This window comes from Kitasatospora sp. HPM-01-4 (assembly GCF_051374625.1).
Taxonomy (GTDB): domain Bacteria; phylum Actinomycetota; class Actinomycetes; order Streptomycetales; family Streptomycetaceae; genus Kitasatospora.
Genome location: NZ_JBPQGP010000005.1, coordinates 1,928,514 through 1,949,427 on the forward strand (window position 1 = coordinate 1,928,514; position 20,914 = coordinate 1,949,427).

19 protein-coding genes are annotated in these 20,914 nt (G+C 72.4%); 14 read left to right on the forward strand and 5 right to left on the reverse strand.

Features of this window, described 5'->3' with window-relative positions; translation table 11 throughout:
• Nucleotides 1-51: 51 nt before the first annotated feature.
• Nucleotides 52-687 carry a TetR/AcrR family transcriptional regulator gene (locus tag ACSMTC_RS08370; RefSeq protein ID WP_436559017.1) on the forward strand — a complete coding sequence of 212 codons (636 nt, stop codon included), beginning with the start codon at nucleotides 52-54 and terminating at the stop codon, nucleotides 685-687.
• Nucleotides 688-1,040: 353 nt separating this feature from the next.
• On the opposite strand, the gene ACSMTC_RS08375 is transcribed toward ACSMTC_RS08370, so the two are convergent.
• The gene (locus tag ACSMTC_RS08375) at nucleotides 1,041-2,471 is read right to left on the reverse strand and encodes an MFS transporter (RefSeq protein ID WP_436559018.1); all 1,431 of its coding nucleotides are present in this window, start codon (nucleotides 2,469-2,471) and stop codon (nucleotides 1,041-1,043) included.
• Nucleotides 2,472-2,762: 291 nt separating this feature from the next.
• On the opposite strand from ACSMTC_RS08375, the gene ACSMTC_RS08380 reads away from it, so the two are divergent.
• From ACSMTC_RS08380 to ACSMTC_RS08410, 7 genes are all read left to right on the forward strand, one after another.
• Nucleotides 2,763-3,530 carry a hypothetical protein gene (locus ACSMTC_RS08380; RefSeq protein ID WP_436559019.1) on the forward strand — a complete coding sequence of 256 codons (768 nt, stop codon included), beginning with the start codon at nucleotides 2,763-2,765 and terminating at the stop codon, nucleotides 3,528-3,530.
• A 5-nt stretch (nucleotides 3,531-3,535) separates the two neighbouring features.
• Entirely contained in the window at nucleotides 3,536-4,801 is a 1,266-nt protein-coding gene (locus tag ACSMTC_RS08385) for an aminotransferase class V-fold PLP-dependent enzyme (protein ID WP_436559020.1), read from the forward strand.
• Nucleotides 4,802-4,817: 16 nt separating this feature from the next.
• Nucleotides 4,818-5,678, forward strand: a complete 861-nt coding sequence (locus ACSMTC_RS08390) for a class I SAM-dependent methyltransferase (protein ID WP_436559021.1) — start codon at nucleotides 4,818-4,820, stop codon at nucleotides 5,676-5,678.
• Nucleotides 5,679-5,985: 307 nt separating this feature from the next.
• Entirely contained in the window at nucleotides 5,986-7,104 is a 1,119-nt protein-coding gene (locus ACSMTC_RS08395; RefSeq protein ID WP_436559022.1) for a trans-sulfuration enzyme family protein, read from the forward strand.
• 2 nt (nucleotides 7,105-7,106) lie between these two features.
• Nucleotides 7,107-8,030, forward strand: a complete 924-nt coding sequence (locus ACSMTC_RS08400) for a homocysteine S-methyltransferase family protein (protein WP_436559023.1) — start codon at nucleotides 7,107-7,109, stop codon at nucleotides 8,028-8,030.
• A gap of 259 nt (nucleotides 8,031-8,289) precedes the next feature.
• Nucleotides 8,290-9,147, forward strand: a complete 858-nt coding sequence (locus tag ACSMTC_RS08405) for an SDR family oxidoreductase (RefSeq protein WP_436559024.1) — start codon at nucleotides 8,290-8,292, stop codon at nucleotides 9,145-9,147.
• Nucleotides 9,148-9,362: 215 nt separating this feature from the next.
• Entirely contained in the window at nucleotides 9,363-10,208 is an 846-nt protein-coding gene (locus ACSMTC_RS08410) for a DUF2470 domain-containing protein (protein WP_436559025.1), read from the forward strand.
• 3 nt (nucleotides 10,209-10,211) lie between these two features.
• Here the strand turns inward: ACSMTC_RS08410 and ACSMTC_RS08415 are convergent, their stop codons facing one another.
• From ACSMTC_RS08415 to ACSMTC_RS08425, 3 genes are all read right to left on the reverse strand, one after another.
• Nucleotides 10,212-10,592: a VOC family protein gene (locus tag ACSMTC_RS08415; RefSeq protein WP_436559026.1), complete on the reverse strand. Its 381-nt coding sequence runs from the start codon at nucleotides 10,590-10,592 to the stop codon at nucleotides 10,212-10,214.
• Nucleotides 10,593-10,785: 193 nt separating this feature from the next.
• Nucleotides 10,786-11,556, reverse strand: coding sequence for a VOC family protein (locus tag ACSMTC_RS08420; RefSeq protein WP_436559027.1), 771 nt, complete (start codon nucleotides 11,554-11,556; stop codon nucleotides 10,786-10,788).
• A 187-nt stretch (nucleotides 11,557-11,743) separates the two neighbouring features.
• A complete protein-coding gene (locus ACSMTC_RS08425; RefSeq protein WP_436559028.1) occupies nucleotides 11,744-13,120 on the reverse strand; it encodes a serine hydrolase domain-containing protein in 1,377 nt (458 codons plus the stop codon).
• Between the two features lie 363 nt (nucleotides 13,121-13,483).
• Between ACSMTC_RS08425 and ACSMTC_RS08430 the strand changes: the two genes are divergently transcribed.
• Nucleotides 13,484-14,707 carry an NAD(P)/FAD-dependent oxidoreductase gene (locus tag ACSMTC_RS08430; protein WP_436559029.1) on the forward strand — a complete coding sequence of 408 codons (1,224 nt, stop codon included), beginning with the start codon at nucleotides 13,484-13,486 and terminating at the stop codon, nucleotides 14,705-14,707.
• Between the two features lie 67 nt (nucleotides 14,708-14,774).
• Here the strand turns inward: ACSMTC_RS08430 and ACSMTC_RS08435 are convergent, their stop codons facing one another.
• Nucleotides 14,775-15,014, reverse strand: coding sequence for a DUF1876 domain-containing protein (locus ACSMTC_RS08435; protein WP_436559030.1), 240 nt, complete (start codon nucleotides 15,012-15,014; stop codon nucleotides 14,775-14,777).
• A 253-nt stretch (nucleotides 15,015-15,267) separates the two neighbouring features.
• Here ACSMTC_RS08435 and ACSMTC_RS08440 point away from each other — a divergent pair, with 253 nt between their 5' ends.
• The 5 genes from ACSMTC_RS08440 (at nucleotide 15,268) to ACSMTC_RS08460 (ending at nucleotide 20,788) form a co-directional block, all read left to right on the forward strand.
• Nucleotides 15,268-16,089, forward strand: a complete 822-nt coding sequence (locus tag ACSMTC_RS08440; protein ID WP_436559031.1) for a YndJ family protein — start codon at nucleotides 15,268-15,270, stop codon at nucleotides 16,087-16,089.
• Nucleotides 16,086-16,604 carry a DUF1990 family protein gene (locus ACSMTC_RS08445; RefSeq protein ID WP_436559032.1) on the forward strand — a complete coding sequence of 173 codons (519 nt, stop codon included), beginning with the start codon at nucleotides 16,086-16,088 and terminating at the stop codon, nucleotides 16,602-16,604. The genes ACSMTC_RS08440 and ACSMTC_RS08445 overlap by 4 nt, the downstream gene beginning before the upstream one ends.
• 735 nt (nucleotides 16,605-17,339) lie before the next feature.
• A complete protein-coding gene (locus ACSMTC_RS08450) occupies nucleotides 17,340-17,711 on the forward strand; it encodes a thioredoxin family protein (protein WP_436559033.1) in 372 nt (123 codons plus the stop codon).
• 365 nt (nucleotides 17,712-18,076) lie between these two features.
• Nucleotides 18,077-19,501 carry a dihydrolipoyl dehydrogenase family protein gene (locus tag ACSMTC_RS08455; RefSeq protein WP_436559034.1) on the forward strand — a complete coding sequence of 475 codons (1,425 nt, stop codon included), beginning with the start codon at nucleotides 18,077-18,079 and terminating at the stop codon, nucleotides 19,499-19,501.
• Between the two features lie 198 nt (nucleotides 19,502-19,699).
• The gene (locus tag ACSMTC_RS08460) at nucleotides 19,700-20,788 is read left to right on the forward strand and encodes a WD40/YVTN/BNR-like repeat-containing protein (protein WP_436559035.1); all 1,089 of its coding nucleotides are present in this window, start codon (nucleotides 19,700-19,702) and stop codon (nucleotides 20,786-20,788) included.
• Nucleotides 20,789-20,914 lie beyond the last annotated feature (126 nt).

Sequence of the window (20,914 nt, forward strand, 5' to 3'; positions counted from 1 at the left end):
GGAAGACCCCGGCCGGCCGGGGTCACCAGGCCCATCTGCGAGGATTGCACCATGACCGATCAGGCAGCCGCCGTTCCCCTGCCGGGCGATCACCTCGGAGTACCGGCAGGCGGGCGCACCGAGGCCGCCCGGCGACTGCTGCTCGCCGCCGTGGACTCCTTCGCCCGGCGCGGCTACCACGCCACCACCACCCGCGACATCGCCACCGCCGCCGGGATGAGCCCCGCCGCGCTCTACATCCACTACTCCTCGAAGGCCGCCCTGCTCTCCGAGATCAGCCGGACCGGCCACCAGGCCACCCTCGACCTGGTCGAGCGGGCGGCGGCGGGCGGCGGCGGCCCGGTCGAGCAGATGCGCAACCTGGCGGAGGAGTTCACCACCTGGCACGCCCGCGGCCACACCGTCGGACGGATCGTCAACCACGAACTGCACGCCCTGCCGGAGGAGGACTTCGCCGTCGTCGCCGAGCTGCGCCGCCGGATCGAGGAGACCGTCCGCCGCATCATCGAGGCCGGCGTCGCCACCGGCGCCTTCACGGTCCCCGACGTCCGCACCGCCGCCCGCGCGGTCACCTCGCTCGGCATCGACGTCTCCCGCTGGTACAGCGAGCGCAGCACCGAGACCCCGGAGGAACTCGGCCGCCGCTACGGCATCCTGGTCCTGCGCATGCTCGGTGCCGCGGTCTGAACGCGGCTCGCCCGCCCCGCCCTGGCGCGGCCCCGGCGACCAGAGCCGCCTCGAACCACCGGTGACCTGCCGTGACTCCGCAGCCGTCGCACTCGTGACGCACGGGCGGCGCAACGCACGGGTGGCGCGACGCACGGGCGACGTGAAGCACGGGAGGCGCGACGCACAGGCGACGTGAAGCACGGGCAAAGGGTCCGGATCGCGCGGGCGGCTCAGCACGAACCCCAGGCCGGAGACTCCGACCTGGGGTTTTCACGCTCTTGATCCGGGCGGCGACGAGGCAGCGGCGACGTCGCGCCCCGGAGGATTATCCCGGCCCAATCGTCCTTCCGGGAAGTATTCGTAACACTTCGTCAAATACCTTCGGAGTTCTGTTGTGTCCGCGGCAATCCGACGAAGACCAGGATTGCCGTCACCACGGCGACGTACGACCCGATGCGGAATGCCCGCTGGAAGCCCTCCGCCATCGTGGCCGGGTCGGCGCCTCCGGCGTTCTGGTGGGCGATCGTCATCAGAACCGCGATACCGAGGGCCGTGCCGAACTGCTGGGAAGTGCTCAGCAGTGCGCCAGCCAGGCCCTGTTGGTGGTCGGGAATGCCCCCCGTCGCGAACATGGCCGCAGTGGCGAAGAACGCCGCGAAGCCCATGCCGGTGACCAACAGCCCTGGCAGCATTGAAAGATAGGGCGTCCCGGGGGTGAACCGGCTCAGCAGCAGGACGCCGGCGGCGACCAGCAGCGCGCCGACCGCGCAGACGGCCTTCGGTCCGACCTTCCCGCTCAGAATCGCCGCGATCGGGCCGGCGATGAAGATAATCGCACCGAAGGGGAGGAAGGCGAGCCCGGTGGCGAGCGCCGAACGCCCCTGCACCTGCTGGAGGAAGAGCGAGAGCTGCAGGGCGACGGCGCCCATCAGCCCCGGCAGCAGCAGGCTGGTGACGTTGGCCACCGACACCGCCCGGAGACGGAAGATACCCAGCGACACCAGAGGGTTGGCGGAACGGGCCTCCACCAGGACGAATGCGAGCAACAGCAGCAATCCGGCCATGATCCACCACATCGGTGCCAGACCGCCGGAGGGCACGATGCTCAGGCCGTAGATCACCGCGGAGCAGCCGGCCGTGGAGAGCAGGGCGCCGGGCACGTCCAGCCGCCTGGGGCCGCCGGTCGGCGCGGACTCATGGATCAGCCAGCGGGCGAAGCCGATGATGATCGCGATGATCGGCACATTGACGAAGAACACCAGCCGCCAGCCCGAGAGTTGGGTTAGCACGCCGCCGAGCAGCACACCGAGGGCGAAGCCGCCGGCGGTCGCGGCACTGAACCACCCGAGTGCCCGGTTGCGTTCCGGCCCCTCGGCGAAGCCGGTGGTGATCAGGGCGAGGATGGCCGGCGAGGCCAGCGCCGCGCCCATGCCCTGGAGCACGCGTGCGGTGACCAGCAGGCCGGGCGCCTGCACCAGTCCGCCGGCCAGCGAGGCGAGACCGAACAGGGTCAGGCCGATCAGCAGGGTCCGGCGCCGGCCCACGGTGTCGCAGAGCCGTCCGCCGAGCAGCAGCAGGCCGCCGAACGCGAGCGCGTACGCGCTGACCACCCACTGGATGCCGGACAGGCTGAAGCCCAGCCCACGCTGTATCTGGGGTAACGCGACGTTGACGATGGAGAAGTCGAGCAACAGGACGAGCTGGGCGAAGCACAGGACAGCGAGGACCGCACCCCGGCCGCCACCAGGCACTTTCGATGATTCACGGTCATTAGGACGGATTTCTCGGGCTTCCTGACTCAACGTGGTTCCGCCTCCTCGCGGCCGCCTGTGCGGAGTGGGTGGATGGAGTACAGCTGCGAAGTCTATGACACTGATCTCCCGTATGCGGAGGACCGTCCTGATTCGGCCCTCCCGAGCATGATCGACTTGCTCCCCATGGCTGGCCGATAGTGATCGGTCGGCACGAAGCCGTGAAGAGGTACTTGCCGTCGGCCGTTTCTGGGGATACGTTCGATCATCGAAAGGGGGAGCGATGACGGAAATGTTCTGCCGATGTAGCCACCTCGCCGATCGATGTCGCACATGCCTGACATGATCATCGACGCACGCGAGATCGCGCAGCGGTACATTGACAACTGTTTTCCACACGCGAGCCTCCGCGATCCCGCGGATCTGAGGTTCAGCGAGGACTTCTGCCGGGCGGTCGCCGACTGGTACGACCGGGCGCCGCTCTACAGTGACCGTCCCGACGAGCAGCGAGAGTACCGCCGCTTCAAGAACGAGACGAATCTGCAGTTCAGGGCCCTGCGAGAGGCCCACGTGCGGATCGAGCCTTGGGTCTGGGCGGGTCAGCCGTACTCCACCTCCGGCGATCTGCGCCGCGAGTTCCCCTCGACCGGGACCCTCTACGTCTATCTGACGGCCAACGGCCACGGGCCCTACGGCGAGAGCACCGAGAGCACCGGGAACGCTCCGCCGCCACACCCGATGCGCGTCCCCTCAGCCGTCACCCTGTGCGGCCGCCGGCTTCTTGAGAACGATCTTTTCCGGGCCGTCCACGACGTCTTCGGTCATGTGGTGCACGGAAACAGCTTCTCGCTGGAGGGCGAACTCCTGGCCACCTGGGACCATATGCAGATGTATTCCCCGGAGTGCCATCGCGCGCTCCTGACGGAAACACTCTGCCAGATCTGCTGGTTCTATTGCGGTCCACATATCAGGCGATCGGACGGAAGCGTTCCGAAGGCCGGCGACCCTGATTATGTGAAACCCTCCAAGCGGCCTTATTCGCTGCAGAAGACGAATCTCATCCCGCACGAGTTCGTCGCATCATTCCACTCCCTTTTCGCTGATAGGTGAGCTCGATGTCTGTTTCCTCGGACTTCTCGGCCGTACGCGCCGACTTCCCCATTCTCGGCGTCGATCTCGACGGCAGGAGCCCGGCCTATCTCGACAACGCAGCCACCACGCAGAAACCCCGGCAGGTCCTCGACGCGATCCACGATTACTACACCACGGCCAACAGCAACGTCGGCCGCAGTGTGCACACCCTCAGCATGAGGGCGACCGAGCGCTACGAGTCCGCCCGGGGCCGGGTCGCCGAGTTCCTCGGGGCGGCCGACAAGGACGAGGTCGTCTTCACCAGAGGGACCACCGACTCCATCAACATGGTGGCCGAGGGCTTCGGCCGGCAGGTCGTCGGTTCCGGTGACGAGGTGCTGATCAGCGGCATGGAGCACCACTCCAACCTGCTGCCCTGGCGCCGGCTCTGCGAGCGCGTCGGCGCCACCCTGCGGGTCGTACCGATCGACGAGCACGGCGAGTTGACGCCCGAGGCGTTCACCGCCCAGATCACCGAGCGCACCAAGCTCATCGCGGTGGCCCACGTCTCCAACGTCCAGGGCACCGTCAACCCGGTCCGGGAGATCACCGCCGAGGCACACCGGCACGGCATCCCGGTGGTCGTGGACGGCGCCCAAGCGGTGGCCCACCGCCCGGTCGACGTCCAGGAGTTGGGCGCCGACTTCTACTGCTTCTCCAGCCACAAGATGTACGGCCCGATGGGCGTGGGCGTGCTGTACGGCAGGGCGGAGCTGCTGGAGCGGATGCAGCCGATCAACGTCGGCGGCGGCATCGTCCGGCACGTCACCTACGACGGGCCCAACAAGTACTACAAGGCACCGCACCTGTTCGAGTCCGGCACTCCGAACATCGCCGACGCGGTGGGTCTCGCCGCGGCGATCGACTACCTGGAGGGCATCGGCCGCGAGCAGGTCGCCGCGCACGACCTGGCGCTGGCGGAGCGGGCCGCCGCCGGACTGCGGGCCCTGGACGGCGTCACGGTATTCGGCGCGCAGCGGCCCCAGGGCGGCATCGTCTCCTTCGGCGTCGAGGGCCTCCACCCGTACGACGTCGGTAACCACCTCAACACCTACGGGATCGCCGTCCGTACCGGTGTGCACTGCGCGGTGCCCTTCATCGACAGCCTCGGGCTCACCATCGGCACCACCCGCGCGTCCTTCGGCGTCTACAACACCGCCGAGGAGGTCGACCTCCTGCTCGAAGCCGTCAGCACCGTGGAGAAGGGCTTCTGGAGCAACGAACACCCCAACGACCGGTCCCTGGCCTGACCCCGGAGGTCCCTCGATGAGCTTCGACGCCGACGCATTCAAAGCGGGCCAGCGGAACAACTGGAACGACCTCAGCTCCGGCTGGGACAAGTGGTACGACCTGTTCGAGACCGGAGCCGCGCCCGCGACCGGTGCGCTGCTCCAGGCGGCCGGCATCGTCTCCGGCTCCTCGGTGCTGGACATCGGCAGCGGCACCGGTCAGCCCGCCCTGGCGGCCGCCGCACTGGTCGGCCCGAGCGGCCGGGTGGTCGGTGTGGACCAGGCCGGCCAGATGCTGACCATCGCCCGCCGCCGGGCGGAGGAACTCGGCCTCTCCAACATCGAGTTCCTGGAGCAGGACGCCGAGCAGCTGGACGTGCCCGAGGACAGCTTCGACGCCGCGATCAGCCGCTGGAGCCTGATGTTCCTGCCGGACGTCGATCGCACCCTGCGCTCGGTCCACCGCGCGCTGCGGCCCGGCGGGGTGCTCTCCGCCACCGTCTGGGGACCGGCACCCCAAGTCCCCCTGCTGAGCATGGCGTTCGGCATCGCGGCCGCCCGGCTGGGCCTCGCCGCGCCGCCCCCGGGAACGCCCGGCCCGTTCAGCATGTCCGACCCCGAGCGGGTGGCCGAGCAGCTGGCCGCGGCGGGCTTCTGCGAGGTGCGGGTCGACCGGTGCCCGCTGGTCTTCACCGTCTCCTCGGCGGAGGAGTTCGCCGACTTCTCCTGGGACCTGCTGCCGTCCTGGCTGAAGAAGAGCCTGGTCACCCAGTACGGGGACGAGCACGACCCGCGGACCAAGGCGACGGTGATCGCCGCCGCCCGCGAGTTCGAGTCGGACCTCGGGGGCCTGCGCGTTCCCTGCCTGAGCCACCGTGTCCGGGCGGTCCGGGCCTAGAGCTCGTCCGACGGTTCCAGCCGGGCGCACGACGCCGGGCGTCCTCTCCCGTCCCGCGACCGGGAGACGCCCCGCTTCGCCCCGGCGTACGAGGCGGTGCCCTTCCCCGGTCCGCGGCCGGGGGCACCGCCTCGGCCGTGCCGGCGGACCGTCCGGGTACGGCCCGGTACGAGGACGATCCGCCGGCACGGCCTGCCCGGCGTCCGGCGCCGCGCGCCGGTCCGGCGCGAACCGCCGGACCGGCCCTGCCGGCCGCCCTTTCGCAGCCCACTCCACTCCGAACCATCCCTCAGGAGCGCACCGCATCATGGAGTTCGACACCAAACTCGTCCAGCTGGGCCAGGAACCGACGCCGGGCACCGGCGATGTCGTGCCCCCCATCCACCTCGCGTCGACCTTCGAGCAGCGGGCCCAGGACGACCTGCGGTACTTCTACGGCCGGGGTGAGAACCCGACCCGCGAGGGGCTGGAGCGCTGCCTCGCCTCGCTGGAGGACGCCGCGCACGCGCTCGCCTTCTCCTCCGGCCAGGCCGCCGGCGCCACCGCGCTGAGCCTGCTCAGGCCGGGCGACGTGCTCGTCTCCTCCGACGACGTCTACGGCGGCACCTTCGCGCTGTTCTCGACCCTGGAGCGGTACGGGATCACGGTCGAGTACCACGACCTGTCCGACCCGGACGTGGTGCGTTCCGCCGTCCGCGAAGGCGTCGGCCTGGTCTGGATCGAGACGCCCACCAACCCGCTGCTCAAGGTGACCGACATCGCCGCGGTCAGCCGGCTCGCCCGTCCGCTGGGCATCCCGGTGCTGGTCGACAACACCTTCGCCAGCCCCGCTCTGCAGCAGCCGCTCGCCCTCGGCGCGGACATCAGCCTCTACAGCACCACCAAGTTCATATCCGGCCACTCCGACGTGATCGGCGGTGCGCTGGTCTACCAGCGGGACGACTTCCACCAGGCGTTCTTCTCGTACCGGACCGCCGCCGGCAACGTGCCCGGGGCCTTCGACTGCTTCCTGCTGCACCGCGGGCTCAAGACCCTCTCGCTGCGCGTCGAGCGGCAGAACGCCAACACCGCGCGGATCGTCGAGCTGCTGCAGGCCTCGCCCCGGGTCGGCCGGGTGCACTACCCCGGACTGTCCGACCACCCGCAGCACGAGGTGGCCAAGGCCCAGATGAGCGGGTTCGGCTCGATCGTCACCTTCGAGTACCTGGGCGAGGTCCCGGACCTGCTGAAGAAGGTCGAGCGCTTCGCGGTGGCGGTGAGCCTCGGCAGCGTCCGCTCGCTGATCGAGTGCCCGGCCCTGATGACCCACCGGCCGATCCCGGCCGAGACCCGGCTGGCCCTCGGCATCACCGACAACATGGTCCGGCTCGCGATCGGCATCGAGGACCCCCGGGACCTGCTCGCCGACCTCGAACAGGCGCTCTGAGCGTGCGCCCGCTGGGAGAGGCCCTCGGCCTGGGTTCCGACCGGCCGGTCCTGCTGGACGGAGCCAAGGGCACCGAGCTGCAGCGGCTCGGCGTCGCCGTCACGGACCCGTGGTGGACCACCGCGGCGCTGCTCACCGAGGCGGACCGCACCCGGCTGGCGGAGATCCACCGCAGCTACACCCGGGCCGGCGCCGATCTGGTGACCGCCCTGACCTTCCGGACCAACCGGCGGGCGCTGCAGCGGGCAGGGGCCGGTGAGGACCGGTCCCGTGAGTTGGTCCGGACCGCCGTGGAGGTGGCCCGGAGCGCCACGGACACCGCGGACACGCCGGTGCTGGCGGCCTCCGTCACCGCGGTGGAGGACTGCTACCAGCCCCGACTCGTGCCTCCTGACGCCGACTTGCGAGAGGAGCACGGCTGGCTGGCGGCCCGGCTCGCGGAGGCCGGGGTCGGCCTGGTGCTGGCCGAGACCATCAACAGCGCACGGGAGGCGGTGGCGGTGGCCGCCGCCTGCACCGAGCAGGGGCTGCCGGTCTGGGTCGGCTTCGTCTGCACCTCGGACGGCCGGCTGCTCTCCGGTGAGAGCATCGGGACGGCCGCCCGCCAGGCGGCCGCCGCCGGAGCCGGGGCCGTCCTGGTCAACTGCTCGACTCCGGCCGACACCGACGCGGCGCTGGAGGTGCTGTCCGCCGACTGCCCGGTGCCGATCGGCGCCTACCCCAACCTGGAGGACAGGTCGGACATCGCGGACTGGGTCGCCGTGGACAGGTACGTCCCGGTCCGGTTCGGCCCCGAGGAGTTCGCCGAGCTCATGGCGGAACGCGTGAGAAGGTACGGCCTGTCGGTCGTCGGCGGCTGCTGCGGCAGCACCCCCGCCCATATCGCGGCGCTGCGCTCCCGGCTGGCACCCGCCCGCCGGCCGTGAGGCGGCTACGCACCGCCCCGTGATCCCGCCGGCCCGGCCCGCCGGCCCTTCCCGGCCCTGATCCGCGGCTCCGTCGTCAGTGCGGTTCGCCCGGTGGCACGGGAAGGGCCCGGGTCTGAGCCGGGTCCATCACCCTCCCGCATCGATCGGCACGGCCGGGGGATCGTTCCCACGTCCGGTGTTGATCGTCCACGGAGCCGATGCCAGGCTGGTGGTGACGGTTGGTCAATTCCTTGTACAACTCGACGTGGAGTCATTCGTGATCGTTGTCACCGGTGCCACCGGCACCGTGGGTTCGAAGGTCGTCGCCGGACTGCGGGAGCGCGGCGAGAGCGTGCGGGCACTGGTCCGCGACACCGCGGCCGTCCCGGCTGGGTGGGACGAGGGCGTGCAGCCGGTCGCCGCCGACTTCGGCGATCCGGCCTCGCTGGACGCCGCACTGGCGGGCGCGGACGTGGTCTACCTGCTGGTCGCGGTGGACTCGGAGATGGCCGCGCACGAGCGGAACGTGATCGACGCCGCGGTCCGCACCGGGCGGCGCCCGCGGATCGTGCTGCACGGTGCCGCCGGCCTGGAGCACCGGCCGGAGGGAGTGCGGTTCGTCGGCGCGCATGTCGCCGGGTACGACCACCTGCTGGCCAGCGGGCTGCCCTGGACCGTGGTGGCACCCAACGGCTTCTACCAGAACTTCCTCGGCCAGGCGGAGTCGGTGAAGGCCGGTCAGCTCGCGGTGCCGGGCGGCGAGGGCGCGGTGTCGTACGTGGACGCCCGCGACGTCGCCGACTCGGCCGTGCGGGTGCTGACCACCGAGGGGCACGAGGGCCGGATCTACACCCTGACCGGCCCGGCGGCACTGACCCACGGTGAGATCGCCGCCGAGCTCGGCGCGGTCGCCGGACGGACGGTCGACTACCTTCCCGTGGCACCCGAGGCGGCTCTCACCGAGATGCTCAAGGCGGGCTGGGACGCCTGGCGGGCGGAGGGGATGGTGGAGCTCTACGGGCTCTACGCCGCCGGGCACGCCGCCACGGTGAGCGCGGATGTGGAGAAGCTGACCGGCCGGCCCGCGCGGTCCTTCGCCGACTTCGCCGCCGAGCACTCGGCGGCCTTCCACTGAGCGGATGAGCGCACCGCGGCGCGCGGGCGCCGGAGCGGTCGGCACGGGGGCGTGGTTCGCTCTCGTGCCGACCGCTCCGCACCCCCGAACGCACCGGCACTCCCGCCCGCCCCTTCGGCCGGGGAAGCGGCGGGCGAACCCGGCAGGGCATCTGATCGGCACTTCCACAGCCCTCCTGAATTAGGTTAGGCTCACCTAACCAACAAGGAGGTCCCATGTCCGACGCCGAGCGCCACCGCATGCCCGTCGCCACCCGGCCCCAGCCCACTCGGCGCGAACAGGAGCCGAGCGGGGCCGAACGCGCCCGCACCATGCTGGAGTTCGGCTCCTCGGTGGTCCTCGACGTGCCGGGGATCGACCTGCTGAACCGACCGGGGATCCCCCCGCTGGTGCGCTGCGCCGCGCTTCCCGACGGCGCGCTGGCCGTCCTGGTCGAGAGCTCCTCACCGCTCTGCCGGATCGCCGCGCTCTCCCGGGACGAGCTGCTCACGGCCGACCTGGAGGCGGTGGACGTCGCGCCGATCGCGCTCCCCCACCGGATCCGGGGCCGGCTCACCGCGCAGGGAAGGCTCAGCGCGCTGCCGACCGCCGGACCGGAGCTGATCGACGGCCTGTTCCCCTGGCGCGGCACCGGCGACCACACCCTGCTCCGCCTCGATCTGGACCACCTGGCCGTCGAGGACCTCTGGGGCACCGAGTGCTGCATCGACCCGGCCGCGTTCGTCGCCGCGGCCCCGGACCCGATCGCCGCCGACGAGGCCCCGATGCTCCAGCACCTGGCCGCCTCCCACTCCGGGCAGCTCTACCTGCTGGGCCGGCGGGCACTTGAGCACCCGTCAGGGCGGGATGCCTGGCAGGAGCCCGTCCACAGCCTCTCCGAGGTCCGCCCGGTGTCACTCGACCGGTACGGGCTGCGCGTCCGGCTGCTCAGCCGCACCAGGACGCTGGACGCCCGCTTCGACTTCGACCACCCGGTCACCGGCTCCGATCAGCTGCCCGACGCGATGCACCGGATCTTCGGCCACCTGTACCCCGCCCGCCGGGAGCCGGGGCACGACTGAGCATCAGAGCGGGGCGAGGCGGGTCTTGAGCAGGCAGAACTCATTGCCTTCGGGGTCGGCCAGGACATGCCACGACTCCTCCCCCGTCTGGCCGATGTCGGCCGGGCGCGCACCGAGCTTCAGAAGGCGTTCGAGCTCGGCGTCCTGATCGCGGTCGGTGGCGTTGACGTCGATGTGCAGCCGGGGCTTCCCCTTCTCCGGCTCGTCCCTGCGACTGAGGAAGATCGTCGGCTGCGGACCGCCGAACCCTTCGCGCGGCCCGATCTCCATCGAGCCGTCGTCCTCGCGATCCAGCACGACGAAGTCCAGGACCTCGCACCAGAACCGCGCCAGCACCTCGGGGTCGCGGCAACCGAGCACGAGCTCACTGATACGACATGCCATGACGAAACCTGCTCTCAACCTGGGAACCGCCGGGCAGGCCACACGCGAACCTCATGGACCCCCGGCGGTGAAACCGATCCCGCGACCGTACCGGACCGGGCGAGCACGGGCGAGATGTTTTCAGGACCCCCTGTCCGGGCGGCCGGGCAGGGCCGTCGGCCGTGCGGTGGGGAAGCCGACTCCGGGAAACGGCCTAGCCGTTGGGGCTGATCACCGAGAAGACGCCGCCCTCCGCGTCGCGCAGCCGGGCCACCCTCCCGTACGGGGATTCGCTCGGGTCGTCCACGACCGCCCCGCCGAGGGCGGTCGCGTGGTGCACGGCGGCGTCGGTGTCGGCCACCGAGAAGAACACCTCCCAGTGCGGGACCACCTCGGTGGCGGTGCGCAGCGCGGCCACACTGCGCCCCTCGGAGCGCAGCACGACCCGCTCGTGCTCGTAGCGCACCTCGAAGTGCGCCGGGTCGCGGCTGTCCCAGAGGAAGACCTCGCCGTAGAAGAGCGCGGCGGCGAACGGGTCCACCGTGCGCAGCTCGATCCAGACGGCGGCGCCGGGCGAGTTCACCCAGGTGGCGCAGCCGAGGTCGCCCTCCCAGATGCCGAAGGCCGCACCGAACAGGTCGGCGGCCAGCGCGACGCGCCCGGCGTCGAAGGCGAGTGGGCCGACCGCGACGGTGGCGCCGCGCTCCCGGATCCGGGCGGCGGCCTCGTCGGCGCTCTCGATGCCGAAGTACGTGGTCCACGCCACGGGCGGCTGCCAGTCCCCGGAGACCACACCGATGCCGGCCACCTCCACACCGTCCACCACGGCACGCAGGTACGGCCCCCAGCGGTCGGGGCCCGGTTCGAAGGTCCAGCCGAGCAGCGGCCCGTAGAACGCCCGGGCGTCCTTGAGGTCGCGCGCCATCAGGCTGACCCAGCAGGGGGTGGCCGGTACGCAGCGTACGGTGACAGTGTGCTCGCTCATTCGGACGTGCCCCTTCCGGTGCTGGCAGGTTCAGCCTAGGGGCACGTCCGGGCCACGGCACGGAGCGCCGTGCGGGCGTGTGCCGAGAGGCCGTCCCGGCCGTCCGGCCGCGGCCGGCGGTGCGGGCCGCGGCCGGCGGTGAGCGGGGCCGCGGCGCGAAGTCCCCGCCCCCGCCGGCCGGTCGCGGTCAACTCGGCTGCCAGCCGGACGGGTTGACGCCGCCGGGGATCGGTGCACCCGGGTCGTAGGGGGACCGGGTCAACACGAAGCTGCCGATGTCCAGGTGGCTCGCCGTGCCGTCCGCGGACCGGACCACCCGGAGCGTCTCACCCGCGTAGTAGCCGTCGAGCCCGGTCCAGGTACCGTCCGCCTCGGCCCGGAACCGGGAGCCCCGGCCCAGGGCGCCCATCGGCGCGAGCTCCAGCGCGCGGTCGGCACGCAGGCGCAGGAGGTGCGCCGAGGGGCCCCAGTACCAGGGACCGGTCAGTGCCACCAGCTCCGGATCGGCCTCGGGCAGCGGGCGCCAGGGCTCCGGGAGCCTCGGCTCGTGTTCGGCGACGATCCGGATCAGGTCGGCGGCGATCACCGAGGTCGGAGTACCGGAGGTCGCGTTGGCCAGTACGACGGCGGCCAGGTCGTCCTCCTCGCTCACCCAGAGCGCGGCCAGGAAGCCGGGCATCGAGCCGGTGTGCCCGAACAGCGCCCTGCCGTCCTGCCGCCGCAGATCCAGGCCGAGCCCGTACGAGGAGGTCCACTCCGGACCCTCCGGCGGTGCCACGGGCCGACGCAGCTCGGCGACGCCGGCGGGGCCCAGCACCCGCTCGTCCCCGCCGGCCAGGAACGCGGCCCATCGCGACAGGTCCGCGGCGGTGGACCAGAGTTGACCGGCGGGGGCCATCACCCCCGTGTCCTCCAGCGGCTCGGGCAGCATGACGTCCGCCCAGGGGTGCACCGCGAACCCTCCGGCGTGCGGCGCCCGGGGCGACAGGGTGGTGCGGGTCAGACCGAGCGGCTCCAGCACCTCCCGGCGCAGCGCGTCGCCCCAGGGCTCCTTGCGCAGCCGCTCGACCAGGGCACCGAGCAGCGCGTACCCGGGGTTGGAGTAGTGGTACCGGCTGCCCGCCGGGTGCCGCATCGGCTGCTCGCCGAGCACGTCCGCGAGGCCGGGCCGCAGTGCTCCCGGTGTCCGCTCCCACCAGGGCCCCGGGGTCTCGGAGGCCAGTCCCGAGGTGTGGGACAGGAGTTGGGCGATCGTCAGCCGTCCGACCGGGGTGCCGGGCAGATGCCGCTCCAGCGGGTCGGTCAGCTCCAGCAGGCCCTCCTCCCTCAGGCGCATGACCATGACCGCGACGAAGGTCTTGGTGAGCGAGCCGATCCGGTACTGCACGTTCCCGTCCGGGCGGTGGTCGTCGATCATGCTCCGCCCGTCGCTCCAGACCGGGTGCCCGCCCCGGATCACCGCTCCCACCAGCGACGGTGTCCGCCCCTCCGCCTGTCCGACGGCCAGCCGGTGGAGCAGGGCGCGGCGGGTGGCGGGAAGCAACTCCTCGGGCGGAAAGGACATCTGACTCCTCGTTCCTGTGGTGTCCGACCAGGATCGGCCGACCCTACCCCGGCCCCGCCGGGCCCGCTCGCCTTTTGTTCCCGGGACGCCCCCGGCCGGACACTCCCTAACGGTGCGCCGACCGGGCTCTGACGCCGGCCCGGCTGCCCGCGCCCCCGGCGGTGCGCGCGGCAGCGCGACCTCGGTCGGCGCGACCTTGGGCGGCGCGCCCGGCGCGGAGCCGCTCAGCAGGAGCGAGCGGAAACCCGAGCGCCGGTGCCACAGAGTGACCACCCGATCAGATTCGCGGTTCGCCGCGCGACCGCCTGGAGAAGAGAGTGTGATGGGGAGGCGCAACGGACCGACGGACGCAAGGAGCTGGGGATGGAGAGCGCGTACGTGATCGTGGGTGCCAGCCTGGCCGGGGCCAAGGCAGCCGAAACCCTGCGCGAGGAGGGTTTCGAGGGGCCGGTGGTCCTGATCGGGGACGAGCAGGAGCGCCCGTATGAGCGTCCGCCGCTCTCCAAGGGGTATCTGATGGGCAAGACGGCACGGGAGAAGATCTACGCCCACTCCGCCGAGTGGTACCAGGAGCACTCCATCGACCTCCGTCTCGGCACCACCGTCACCGCGATCGACCCCGCCGCGCACCGGGTGACGCTGGCCGACGGCAGCAGCGTCGGCTTCTCCAGACTGCTGCTCACCACCGGCGCGAGCCCGCGCCGACTGGCGGTCCCCGGCGCGGACCGGGCGAACGTGTTCTATCTGCGCCGGGTCGAGGACAGCGACCGGATCGCGGCGGTGCTGCGGCCCGGCGCCCGGATCGCCGTGGTCGGCGCCGGGTGGATCGGCATGGAGACCGCGTCCGCCGCCCGCGAGGCCGGCTGCGAGGTGACGGTGCTGCAGTCGTCGGAGCTGCCGCTGCTGCGCGTTCTGGGCCGGGAGGCGGCCCGGGTCTTCGCCGAACTGCACCGGGACCACGGGGTGGACCTGCGCTTCGGCGTCAGGGTCACCGGGATCACCGAGCGGGGGGTCCTGCTCGCCGACGGCACGGTCATCGAAGCGGACGCGGTGATCGTCGGGATCGGGGTCGTCCCGAACGCCCAACTCGCCGCCGCTGCCGGGCTGGCGACCGACGACGGCGTACTGACCGACCAGCACCTGCAGAGCTCGCACCCGGACGTCTTCGCGGCCGGGGACGTGGTGAACGCCTTCCACCCGCTGTACAACAGGCCGATCCGGGTGGAGCACTGGGCCAACGCGCTGCACCAGCCGAGGACGGCGGCGCGTTCGATGCTCGGCGAGGAGGCGGTGCACGACCGAGTGCCGTACTTCTTCACCGACCAGTACGAGCTGGGCATGGAGTACACCGGCTATGTCGGGCCGGACGGCTATGACCGGGTGGTGTTCCGGGGGGACGTACCGGGGCGGGAGTTCATCGCCTTCTGGCTCTCCGGCAACCGGGTGCTCGCCGGAATGAACGTCAACATCTGGGACCTGACCGATCCGATCCGCGAACTGGTCCGCTCCGGACGCCCGGTGGACCCGGACGCCCTGGCCGACCGGGACACACCGCTCGACCGGGTCGGCGGTCCCCGGCGGGGCTGACCGATCCGGTCGTGGTCCGGCGCGAGGTCCGGGCAGTGCGCCGACGGGAACTCAACCGGCCGAGAGGCTACTTGAGTTCGTCGTGCGCCTTGGTCAGCAGCTGCATCGCGAGGTCGTTCAGCGCTCTGGCACCGGCGACCTCCTCACCGACCCTCGCCTGCGGCGCGTCGGCGTGGTGCCGGGTGCTGTAGCCGTGGGAGCGGACCTCCGTGCCGTCCGGGAGCCGGACCAGCGCGACGGCCTTGGTGCGGTCCCCTTCCTCCTGGAACTCCAGCTCGACGTGCCATCCGACGAGTGTGTGCATCATGGTCGCCACCTCCACGGGTTCCGCTATCCAGCGTGCTCCGGGCGGCGGGCCCTCGCCACCCGCCCCGGGTGCCCCGGCGGGTGTGGCCCTCCTCGCCCCCGGTGTGTCCCCGCTCCCCGGACCGGAGGGGCAGTCTTGAACGCGTTCAGTTTTGCCGTAGAGTCTGCTGCGGCAGTGTTTTGAACACGTTCAAGCGCGGCGCGCACCGGTTGCGCCCGGCTGCGCCCGCGCGTCCACACAAGGGGCTGGGACCGTGACCGCACTGGTCGACCTCATCGTCATGCTCGGAATGTTCGCCGCGATACCGCTCGGACTCACCCTCGTCGACGGGCCCGGCACCGCCCGGGCCGCCCGGCTCTGGCCGGTCGCCGCCGCTCCCGGCGCCCTCGCGCTCTGGCTGCCCCGCGGGGCGCTGGCCACGGGCCTGGCCTGTGTCTACGCCTGCGCCACACTGGCGCTGGCCGCGCTCGCCCCGGTCCGGCTGAACCTCACCAGGTCCCTGGCCCCCGCGGAGATCGCCACCCTGACGGCGCTGGCGGCGCCCTCGGTGGCAGGGGTCGCGCTGGTCGCCGAACGCTCCGGGTACCGGCTGTTCGGCTTCGACCTCAGGATCCTGGCGCTCACCGTGCCGCACTTCCACTTCGCCGGATTCACCGCCGCGCTGGTCGCCGGCCTCGTCTGCCGCACCGGCCCCGACCGGCTCGCCGCCCGGGCGGCGGCGCTCAGCGTCCCGGTCGGCACCCTGCTGGTCCTCGCCGGGTACTTCATCGACGACTGGGCCCAGCTCCTCGGGGCCGCCGTCCTGACCGCCGGCATGTGGCTGGTCGGGCTGCTCACCTGGCGGGACCTGCGCACCCGCACCAAGGACCGGCTCACCGGCCGGCTGCTCGCCGTCTCCTCGGCGGTGCTCCTGGCCACCATGCTGCTGGCACTCTGGTGGGCCCTCGGACGAGCCGTAGGCTTCCCACACCCCACCCTGACCTGGATGGCCGCCACCCACGGCCTCGGCAACGCGCTCGGCTTCGCGCTCTGCGCACTGCTCGCCTGGCGCCGGCTGAAGGAGCTCCACCCGTGACCAGCACACTCAACTACCCCGAGGTCGGCCGCACCGGCACCCCGGACCAGGCGCTGCCCGCCGGCTACCACCACCTCCGTCACCGGGTCCTGATCGGTCACGGCCGCGACGTACTCGAGGCCGCGGGGGAGGCCGTGACCAGCTGGCGGATGCACCGGGCCGCCGGGGTCCGGATGCGGACGGCGGCGGCCCGGGCGGAACCGGGGGTCGCCGTCGAGTGCTCGATCGGCGTCGGCCCGCTGAGGGTGTCCGCGCCGTGCGAGGTGGTGTGGAGCAGCTACCGGCCCGACCGGATCGGCTTCGCGTACGGCACCCGCAGCGGGCACCCCGAGTGCGGTGAGGAGTCCTTCGTCGTCGAGATGGGCCCGGACAAGGCCGTCTGGTTCACCGTCACCGCTTTCAGCCGCCCGAACCGCTGGTACACCCGGCTGGCCGGGCCGATCATCCCCGTCCTGCAACTCGGCTACGCCCGGCGCTGCGGCCGCCCCCTGCGAAAGCTCGCCGGGGGCCGGTGAACACCCCCGCAGGCCGGGTGCTCACCGGCCGAGCCGCCGCACCGCCCGTCCCACGCGCAGAACGACCCCCGCCGGGCGCACCCACAGTGCCGCACTCGCGTCGACCGCCCACACCAGTGCTCTGATCAGCGGCATCACCGTCCGTCTCCCGACAGTGCTCCGGCCTTCCCGGCGTGGTACGGCGAGAACCGGGGGCCGAGCCGGAGTACCTGGCGCGGGTGGCCCGCGGCCCCGGGACCGCCGGGCGAGTACTCGGTCACACCCCGGTGGTGTGCGGACACCGCGCTGCGCCGACGGTCGGCGCGAGGTCGAGCGGCCACCGGGCGGGCCCGGCGGCGACGGGGAGCGGCGGTTGCGGACACTGGGCTCTCCAGGGCTGCGGGGCGCGGACGGAGCCGAGGGCGGGTGCGCTTCGGACGCCGGTCGTGCCCGGGCGGTTCGGCCGTGCCACAACCTAGGGCCGCAATTGATCTTCGCGGACTCCCGCCACCGGGGCGCACACCGGATGGGCCACCGAATTCGCCCGTAAGGATCAAGGATTCACGATCGGAGCACCGGCCCCTCACGGGCACGGGCACTTCGGTGCGGCGCCACCGGTGTGCGGCCCTTCGACTACGGGCCGGTATCCAAGCGACCGCACAGGCCTCGCACCGCGGGCGGAATAGCCGGGCGCGGGACTTGGTTGACGCGGGTCGTACGCTCACCGACAGCAGCGGAAGGGCAGGTGTCCCCGAGATGAGCACCATCGAGCTGACCAAGGACAACTTCGACGAGATCGTCCAGGGTCCGGATGGCAAGGGCTTCGTCTTCATCGACTTCTGGGCCGGCTGGTGCGGGCCGTGCCGGCAGTTCGCCCCGGTGTACGAGAAGGCCTCCGAGCGCCATCCCGACCTGGTCTTCGCCAAGGTCGACACCGAGGCGCAGCAGGAGCTGGCGGCGGCGTTCGAGATCCGCTCGATTCCGACCCTCGCGATCATCCGTGACGGGGTCCTGGTGTTCTCGGAGCCGGGAGCGCTGCCGGAGCCGGTCCTGGAGGACTTGATCGGCAAGGCCCGGGCACTGGACATGGACGAGGTCCGCGCCAAGGTGGCCGAGCAGCAGGCGTAGCCGGGCCGCAGCGCCTGGGGCCGCACCGGCGGGCGGGTCCCTTCCGCGGCCCGCCCGTCGGGCTGCGGCGCCCGGGGCGCCCCTGGGCATCGGCCGATGGTGCCGGCGGTGAGGCCGCCCTGGAGGGGCGGCCTCCGAAGCCGCTTCGGCCCAGGGCCCGGCCGGAAGCCCGCGGGGCCGGGTGCCCCGAGCGCACCGGCAGCGGTGGCTCCGCTCCCGCCGTCCGCTGCCCCCGGTCGGTTCTCGCTCACGACACGCCGTCCGCACGGCTACCGGCCGGGGCCGGTCCGTCGGAGGATGGTCTCGCCCCGCCCGGGTGGCGGTGGCAGCGCACGCACAGCGCCAGCAGAGCGAGAGCGAGAGCCATGACCCCGCAACCCGAGCAGTACGACGTGGTGGTCCTCGGTGCGGGTCCGACAGGCGAGAACATGGCCGAACGGACTCGCGCCGCCGGGCTGAGCACCGTCATCGTGGAGAGCCAGCTGATCGGCGGCGAGTGCTCGTACTGGGCCTGCGTCCCGAGCAAGGCGCTGCTGCTGCCTGGCTCCGCGCTCGCCCACGCGCGCGCCCTGCCCGGTGCCAAACAGGCCGTGGGCGGCGGCCTGGACGCGGCCTCCGTGCTGGCCCGCCGCGACGAGTTCACCTCGCACTGGCACGACGACCGCCAGGTCGAGTGGCTCCGCTCGGCCGGCATCGACCTGGCGCGCGGACACGGCCGGCTGGCCGGTGAGCGGGCGGTACTGGTCGACGGCGAACGGCTGTTGACCGCCCGGCACGCCGTCGCCGTGTGCACCGGAAGCCGCGCCGCCCTGCCGCACGTCCCCGGACTGGCCGAGGCCCACCCCTGGACCAGCCGGGACGCCACCAGCTCCGCCGTCGTACCGCCCCGGCTGGCGGTGGTCGGCGGCGGCGTGGTCGCCGTCGAGATGGCCACCGCCTGGCGCTCGCTGGGCTCGGAGGTCACCCTGCTGGTGCGCGGCGGACAGCTGCTGCACCGGATGGAGCCCTTCGCCGGTGAACTGGTCGCCGACGGCCTGCGGGAGGCCGGGGTCGACGTCCGCTTCAACACCGCGGTCACGGCGCTGCACCGGGACGGGCCGGTGACGCTCACCCTCGGCGGCGACGGGCAGCTGGTGGCCGATCAAGTGCTCTACGCGACCGGCCGGTTGCCCCGTACCGACGACATCGGGCTGGAGACCATCGGCCTCTCCCCCGGCAACTGGCTCACCGTGGACGAGAGTTGCCTGGTCACCGAGGTACAGGGCGACTGGCTGTACGCCGTCGGCGACGTCAACCACCGCAATCTGCTCACCCACCAGGGGAAGTACCAGGCGCGGATCGCCGGCGCGGCGATCGCCGCCCGGGTGCGGGGCGAGCGGCCGGACAGCACCGTGCGCTGGGGCCCGTACGCGGCCAGCGCAGACCCAGCGGGGCCGCCCCAGGTGGTCTTCACCGAACCGGAGGCGGCGTCGGTCGGGTTGACGCTCGAGGCCGCCGAGCGCGCGGGACTGCGGGTACGGGCCGTCGACTACGAGATCGGCCAGGTCTCCGGCGCCGCACTCTACGCCGACGACTACCGGGGGCGGGCCCGGATCGTCCTCGACCTCGACCGGCAGGTGATCGTCGGCGCGACCTTCGTCGGCCCGGCGGTGGCCGAACTCCTGCACTCCGCCACCGTCGCGGTGGTCGGCGAGGTCCCGATCGACCGGCTCTGGCACGCGGTACCGTCCTTCCCGACCATCAGCGAGATCTGGCTGCGCCTGCTGGAGACCTGCCGGGACACCATGTGAGCCTTCGGTACGGCGACGGCACCCCGGGACGTCGGGGGCGGCGCGGACGACCGCGCCCCGGCGCCGGTGCCCCGCGGGCCTCCGCTCCCGCCCGTCGGTTTCCTCCCGACGCGCCGGGCCGTGGACGCACGTGGTCCACGACCGCAGGAGGAAACTGACGGGCGGGGGGCCGTACCTCATCGCCTGGGTGGTTGCGTCATGAGCGAGACACTGTTGGCCGTCGGCACGCAGAAGGGCCTCTTCCTGGGGCGCAGCCCCGACCGGACGAGGTGGGAGTTCAGCGGCCCGCACTTCCAGATGAACGCGATCTACTCGATCGGGATCGACCGGCGCGACGGGCGGGTGCGGCTGCTGGCCGGGACCGACAGCAGCCACTGGGGCCCGGCCGTCCGGTGGTCCGACGACCTGGGGGCGACCTGGCCGGAGCCGTCCCGCCCGGCCGTGCACTTCCCCGGGCACACCGGGACCTCGCTGGAACGGGTCTGGCAGCTCCAGCCCGCCGGTGCGGAGGCGCCCGACGTGGTGTACGCGGGGACGCAGCCCGCCGCCCTGTTCCGTTCGGACGACCGGGGTGAGAGTTTCACCCTGGACGAATCGCTCTGGTCCCACCCGCAGCGCAAGGACTGGGCCGCCGGGTTCGGCGGCCAGGGACTGCACACGATCATCACCGACCCGCGCGACGCGGACGCGCTCACGGTCGCGGTCTCCACCGGCGGGGTCTACCGCACGGCGGACGGCGGCCGGAACTGGCGCCCCGCCAACACCGGGATCCGGGCCACCTTCCTGCCGGACGAGTACCCGGAGTTCGGCCAGTGCGTGCACAAGGTGGCGGCCGACCCGGTCGACCGCGACCGCCTGTACCTCCAGAACCACGGCGGGGTCTACCGCAGCGACGACGGCGGCGGGCACTGGCAGGACGTCGGCGCCGGCCTCCCCGCCACGTTCGGCTTCGGGATCACCGCCCACCCCCGGCGGTCCGGCACGGCCTACCTCTTCCCGCTCGACGCCGACTACGCCCGGCTCCCGGTCGGCCGCCGCTGCCGGGTCTTCCGCACCGAGGACGCGGGCGCCAGCTGGCATCCGCTCTCCGACGGCCTGCCGGCGGAGGACCACTACGGCGTGGTGCTGCGCGACGCACTCTGCACCGACGACGGCGAACCGGCCGGGGTGTACTTCGGCAACCGCAACGGCGAGGTCTACGGCAGTGCGGACGACGGCGACAGCTGGGCGCTGCTCGCCTCGCACCTGCCGGACGTGCTCTGCGTCCGGGCGGCGAGGCTCGACTGATACGTCGCCACCTCTCCGTACCTGGCTCGCCTGAGGAATCGTCACCATGCTGAGTGGAACTACCTGAGCAGTCGTCACCGTGCCCAACTGGCAACTCTTCGGGGCGCGCGGCGCGGTTAAACGCCC

What these genes read in the sequence shown, in the direction of transcription:
- ACSMTC_RS08370 (WP_436559017.1), top strand. Translation starts at nt 52, where the DNA reads ATGACCGATCAGGCAGCCGCCGTTCCCCTGCCGGGCGATCACCTCGGA.
- ACSMTC_RS08380 (WP_436559019.1), top strand. Translation starts at nt 2,763, where the DNA reads ATGATCATCGACGCACGCGAGATCGCGCAGCGGTACATTGACAACTGT.
- ACSMTC_RS08385 (WP_436559020.1), top strand. Translation starts at nt 3,536, where the DNA reads ATGTCTGTTTCCTCGGACTTCTCGGCCGTACGCGCCGACTTCCCCATT.
- ACSMTC_RS08390 (WP_436559021.1), top strand. Translation starts at nt 4,818, where the DNA reads ATGAGCTTCGACGCCGACGCATTCAAAGCGGGCCAGCGGAACAACTGG.
- ACSMTC_RS08395 (WP_436559022.1), top strand. Translation starts at nt 5,986, where the DNA reads ATGGAGTTCGACACCAAACTCGTCCAGCTGGGCCAGGAACCGACGCCG.
- ACSMTC_RS08410 (WP_436559025.1), top strand. Translation starts at nt 9,363, where the DNA reads ATGTCCGACGCCGAGCGCCACCGCATGCCCGTCGCCACCCGGCCCCAG.
- ACSMTC_RS08415 (WP_436559026.1), bottom strand. Translation starts at nt 10,592, where the DNA reads ATGGCATGTCGTATCAGTGAGCTCGTGCTCGGTTGCCGCGACCCCGAG.
- ACSMTC_RS08420 (WP_436559027.1), bottom strand. Translation starts at nt 11,556, where the DNA reads ATGAGCGAGCACACTGTCACCGTACGCTGCGTACCGGCCACCCCCTGC.
- ACSMTC_RS08425 (WP_436559028.1), bottom strand. Translation starts at nt 13,120, where the DNA reads ATGTCCTTTCCGCCCGAGGAGTTGCTTCCCGCCACCCGCCGCGCCCTG.
- ACSMTC_RS08430 (WP_436559029.1), top strand. Translation starts at nt 13,484, where the DNA reads ATGGAGAGCGCGTACGTGATCGTGGGTGCCAGCCTGGCCGGGGCCAAG.
- ACSMTC_RS08435 (WP_436559030.1), bottom strand. Translation starts at nt 15,014, where the DNA reads ATGATGCACACACTCGTCGGATGGCACGTCGAGCTGGAGTTCCAGGAG.
- ACSMTC_RS08450 (WP_436559033.1), top strand. Translation starts at nt 17,340, where the DNA reads ATGAGCACCATCGAGCTGACCAAGGACAACTTCGACGAGATCGTCCAG.
- ACSMTC_RS08455 (WP_436559034.1), top strand. Translation starts at nt 18,077, where the DNA reads ATGACCCCGCAACCCGAGCAGTACGACGTGGTGGTCCTCGGTGCGGGT.
- ACSMTC_RS08460 (WP_436559035.1), top strand. Translation starts at nt 19,700, where the DNA reads ATGAGCGAGACACTGTTGGCCGTCGGCACGCAGAAGGGCCTCTTCCTG.